This window comes from Salmonella enterica subsp. arizonae (assembly GCF_008692845.1).
Taxonomy (GTDB): Bacteria; Pseudomonadota; Gammaproteobacteria; order Enterobacterales; family Enterobacteriaceae; genus Salmonella; species Salmonella arizonae.
The window spans coordinates 1-4,639 of the sequence record NZ_VXJW01000026.1 but is presented as its reverse complement, the minus strand read 5'-3'; the positions used below and the strand labels follow the sequence as shown (position 1 = coordinate 4,639).

At 63.1% G+C, this 4,639-nt stretch carries 6 protein-coding genes and 1 pseudogene; all 7 read left to right on the top strand.

Annotated features, from left to right (window positions below; all coding sequences use genetic code 11):
• Positions 1–492: cytochrome c biogenesis heme-transporting ATPase CcmA (ccmA, locus tag F4V61_RS21915; RefSeq protein WP_150363963.1), on the top strand; the 492-nt coding region annotated here is incomplete at its 5' end.
• Positions 489–1,148 (top strand): heme exporter protein CcmB, encoded by a 660-nt coding sequence (gene ccmB, locus F4V61_RS21910; RefSeq protein WP_000990023.1) that lies wholly within the window; start codon positions 489–491, stop codon positions 1,146–1,148. The genes ccmA and ccmB, both read left to right, overlap by 4 nt.
• Positions 1,149–1,190: 42 nt before the next feature.
• Positions 1,191–1,928, top strand: coding sequence for a heme ABC transporter permease (locus F4V61_RS21905; RefSeq protein WP_000266013.1), 738 nt, complete (start codon positions 1,191–1,193; stop codon positions 1,926–1,928).
• On the top strand, positions 1,925–2,137 hold the full coding sequence (gene ccmD / locus F4V61_RS21900) for a heme exporter protein CcmD (RefSeq protein ID WP_000100690.1): 213 nt from the start codon (positions 1,925–1,927) through the stop codon (positions 2,135–2,137). The genes F4V61_RS21905 and ccmD overlap by 4 nt, the downstream gene beginning before the upstream one ends.
• Positions 2,134–2,613, top strand: a complete 480-nt coding sequence (gene ccmE, locus F4V61_RS21895; protein ID WP_001053612.1) for a cytochrome c maturation protein CcmE — start codon at positions 2,134–2,136, stop codon at positions 2,611–2,613. The genes ccmD and ccmE overlap by 4 nt, the downstream gene beginning before the upstream one ends.
• Positions 2,610–4,541 carry a heme lyase CcmF/NrfE family subunit gene (locus F4V61_RS21890; RefSeq protein ID WP_080161010.1) on the top strand — a complete coding sequence of 644 codons (1,932 nt, stop codon included), beginning with the start codon at positions 2,610–2,612 and terminating at the stop codon, positions 4,539–4,541. Before ccmE ends, F4V61_RS21890 begins: the two co-directional genes overlap by 4 nt.
• Positions 4,538–4,639, top strand: a pseudogene (locus F4V61_RS21885) (DsbE family thiol:disulfide interchange protein); the annotation flags it as partial. The gene F4V61_RS21890 and the pseudogene F4V61_RS21885, both read left to right, overlap by 4 nt.

The following is a 4,639-nucleotide window of genomic DNA, read 5'->3' as shown; positions in this document are numbered from 1 at the left end:
CTGCGCCTGCTGACCGGGCTGGCGCGCCCGGACGGCGGGGAGGTGTACTGGCGGGGCGAACCCCTGCGCCGCGTGCGCGACAGCTATCATCAGGATCTGTTGTGGACCGGACATCAGCCGGGAATTAAAACCCGGCTGACGGCGCAGGAAAACCTGCGTTTTTTTCATCAGGACGGCGATACCGCACAGTGCCTGGAGGCGCTGGCGCAGGCCGGACTTGCCGGATATGAAGATATTCCCGTTAATCAGCTCTCAGCCGGACAGCAGCGCCGCGTGGCGCTGGCCCGCCTGTGGCTCACCCGCGCGCCCCTCTGGATCCTCGACGAACCTTTTACCGCTATCGATGTGAACGGCGTGGCCCGCCTGACACAGCGTATGGCCCGGCATACTGAGCAGGGCGGGATTGTTATCCTGACCACCCACCAGCCGGTGAACGTTGCGCCGGATAAAATCCGCCGCATTGCGCTGACCGGCGGGAGGGCAGGGCAATGATGTGGCGAATTTTCCGTCTCGAACTGCGCGTGGCGTTCCGTCACAGCGCGGAGATCGCCAATCCGCTGTGGTTCTTCCTGATTGTGATCACCCTGTTTCCGCTGAGTATCGGGCCGGAACCGCAACTGCTGGCGCGTATTGCGCCCGGCATTATCCTGGTGGCGGCGCTGCTTTCTTCACTGCTGGCGCTGGAGCGACTGTTTCGTGACGACCTGCAGGACGGCAGTCTCGAACAACTGATGCTGCTGCCCTTACCACTGCCAGCCGTGGTGCTGGCGAAGGTGCTGGCTCACTGGGTGGTCACCGGCCTGCCGCTGATTATTCTCTCCCCGCTGGTGGCGCTGCTGCTGGGAATGGACGTGTACGGCTGGAAAATGATGGCGCTGACCTTATTACTGGGCACGCCGACGCTGGGTTTTCTCGGCGCGCCGGGCGTGGGATTAACGGTTGGGCTCAAACGCGGCGGCGTTCTGCTGAGCGTGCTGGTGCTGCCGCTGACCATCCCGTTACTGATTTTTGCTACCGCCGCGATGGAGGCGGCCTCCATGCACCTGCCTGTCGGGGGGTATATGGCGATTCTGGGCGCGCTGCTGGCTGGCAGCGCGACGTTAAGTCCCTTTGCGACGGCGGCAGCGTTACGCATCAGTCTGCAGTAGCGCGGTTTTCATTCGTTTTGTTTTGAGTCTGGTGACCTGAATATGTGGAAAACACTTCATCAACTGGCGATCCCCCCGCGGCTCTATCAGATCTGCGGCGGGCTTATTCCGTGGTCAGCCATTGCCAGCGCCGTGGTGCTGGCGGCCGGCTGGATTTGGGGATTCGGCTTTGCGCCGGCGGACTACCAGCAGGGGGAGAGCTACCGCATTATGTATCTGCATGTCCCGGCGGCTGTCTGGTCGATGGGGATCTACGCCTCAATGGCGGTGGCGGCGTTTATCGGTCTGGTCTGGCAGATGAAAATGGCCAATCTGGCGCTGGCGGCAATGGCGCCGGTGGGGGCGGTGTATACCTTCATTGCGCTGGTGACCGGTTCCGCCTGGGGCAAACCGATGTGGGGCACCTGGTGGGTCTGGGACGCGCGGCTCACCTCTGAGCTGGTGCTGCTGTTTCTCTACGTCGGCGCGATTGCGCTGTGGCACGCCTTTGACGACCGTAAAATGGCCGGGCGCGCGGCGGGCATTCTGGTGCTGACTGGCGTGGTTAACTTACCGGTTATTCACTACTCGGTTGAGTGGTGGAACACCCTGCATCAGGGCTCCACCCGTATGCAGCAGAGCATCGACCCGGCGATGCGCACGCCGCTGCGTCTGGCGATTACCGGCTACCTGCTGCTGTTTATCACGCTTTCGCTGATGCGGATGCGCAACCTGATTTTAATCATGGAAAAACGCCGCCCGTGGGTGAGCGAACTGATACTGAAAAGGGGGCGCCAGTGAGTACGGCATTTGCATCGTGGAGTGATTTTTTCGCCATGGGCGGGTACGCCTTTTATGTCTGGCTGGCGGTGGCGATGACCGTTGTTCCGGTGGCAATACTGGTGGTACAGAGCGCGATGCAGCATCGCGCGATTTTACGCCATGTCGCACAGCAACGCGCCCGTGAGGCGCGTATGCGTGCGGCGCAGGCGCAACAGGAGGCCGTGTGAACCTGCGACGTAAAAACCGGTTATGGGTGGTCTGTGCGGTGCTGGCGGGCCTGGCGCTGACCACCGCTCTGGTCCTGTACGCGCTGCGCGCGAACATCGACCTGTTTTACACGCCCGGCGAAATTCTCTACGGCAGGCGTGAAACGCAGCAGATGCCGGAAGTCGGCCAGCGTTTGCGTGTCGGCGGGATGGTGATGCCGGGCAGCGTGAAGCGTGCCCCGGACTCCCTGAAGGTGAATTTCAGCCTCTATGACGCGGAAGGCGTGGTGGAGGTCACATATGACGGTATCCTGCCGGACCTGTTCCGCGAAGGGCAGGGGGTCGTGGTCCAGGGGGAGCTGGACAGGAGAAATCATGTGCAGGCCAAAGAGGTGCTGGCTAAGCATGATGAAAACTACACCCCGCCGGAAGTGGAAAAGGCGATGCAGGAAAACCACCGCCGTCCGCAAAGCGGGTATAAGGATAAATCATCATGATGCCTGAAATCGGCAACGCGCTGCTGTGTCTGGCGCTCGGCGTGGCGCTGCTGCTGTCCGTGTATCCGTTGTGGGGCGCGGCGCGCGGCGATGCGCGGATGATGGCGTCGTCCGGGGTGTTCGCCTGGCTGCTGTTTCTCTGCGTGGCGGGCGCGTTTTTTGTGCTGGCGCACGCCTTTGTGGTGAATGACTTCACCGTGGCCTATGTCGCCGGGAATTCGAATACGCAGTTGCCGATCTGGTATCGCGTGGCCGCCACGTGGGGGGCGCATGAGGGCTCGCTGCTGCTGTGGGTGCTGCTGATGAGCGGCTGGACCCTGGCGGTGGCGGTGTTCAGCAGGCCGGTGCCGGTGGATATTGTGGCCCGGGTGCTGGCGGTGATGGGGATGGTCAGCGCCGGTTTCCTGGTGTTTATCCTGTTCACCTCCAACCCGTTCGCCCGCACGCTGCCGGACTTCCCGGTGGAGGGGCGCGACCTGAATCCATTGTTGCAGGATCCGGGGCTGATTTTCCATCCGCCGCTGCTGTACATGGGCTATGTCGGTTTCTCGGTGGCCTTCGCCTTTGCCATCGCCGCGCTGCTGTGCGGGCGTCTGGACAGCGCGTTTGCCCGTTTTTCCCGTCCGTGGACGCTGGCGGCGTGGGTGTTCCTGACGCTGGGTATCGTGCTCGGCTCCGCGTGGGCCTACTATGAGCTGGGCTGGGGCGGCTGGTGGTTCTGGGACCCGGTGGAGAACGCCTCCTTTATGCCGTGGCTGGCGGGCACCGCCCTGCTGCACTCGCTGGCGGTCACCGAACAGCGCGCCAGCTTTAAGGCGTGGACGCTGCTGCTGTCCATCTGCGCCTTCTCGCTGTGCCTGCTGGGCACTTTCCTGGTGCGCTCCGGGGTGCTGGTGTCGGTACATGCCTTCGCCTCCGACCCGGCGCGCGGGATGTTCATCCTCGCCTTTATGGTGCTGGTCACCGGCGGTTCGCTGCTGCTGTTCGCCGTGCGCGGGCACAGGGTGCGCTCGCGGGTCAACAACGCGCTGTGGTCGCGGGAGTCGCTGCTGCTCGGCAATAACGTCCTGCTGATGGCCGCCATGCTGGTGGTGCTGCTGGGCACGCTGCTGCCGCTGGTACACAAACAACTGGGGCTGGGCAGTATTTCCATTGGCGAACCGTTCTTTAATACCATGTTTACCTGGCTGATGGCGCCGTTTGCCCTGCTGCTGGGGGTGGGGCCGCTGGTGCGCTGGGGCCGGGACAGGCCGCGTAAAATCAGAAACCTGCTGCTGGTCGCCTTTATCACCACCCTGTTGCTGTCGGTACTTTTACCGTGGCTGCTTCAGGACCGCATCGCCGCCATGACGGTGGCAGGCATGGCGATGGCCTGCTGGATTGCGGTGCTGGCGGTGGCCGAAGCCGTACAGCGCGTCTCCCGCGGCACCAGAACCTCCTTCAGCTACTGGGGGATGGTGGCGGCGCACCTCGGGCTGGCGGTGACGATTACCGGCATCGCCTTCAGCCAGAATTACAGCATTGAGCGCGATGTGCGGATGAGGGCGGGCGACAGCGTGAATATCCACAACTACCGGTTCACCTTCCGGGAGGTGCGGGACATCACCGGGCCCAACTACCGCGGCGGTGTGGCCATCATCGGGGTGACGCGTGACGGGGCGCCGGAGGCGGTGCTGCATGCGGAGAAACGGCTTTACAACACCAGCCGGATGGTGATGACCGAGGCGGCGATTGACGGCGGACTGACCCGCGACCTGTACGCCGCGCTTGGTGAAGAACTGGATAACGGGGCATGGGCGGTACGTCTGTACTACAAACCGTTTGTCCGCTGGATATGGGCCGGGGGACTGCTGATGGCGCTGGGCGGGCTGCTGTGCCTGGCGGACCCGCGCTACCGCCGCCGTAAACCATTGCCGGAGGCCGGATGAAACGCAACGTACTGTTATTACCGTTACTTATTTTCCTGCTGATTGCCGCGGCGCTGCTGTGGCAGCTGGCGCGTAACGCGGAAGGCGATGACCCGACG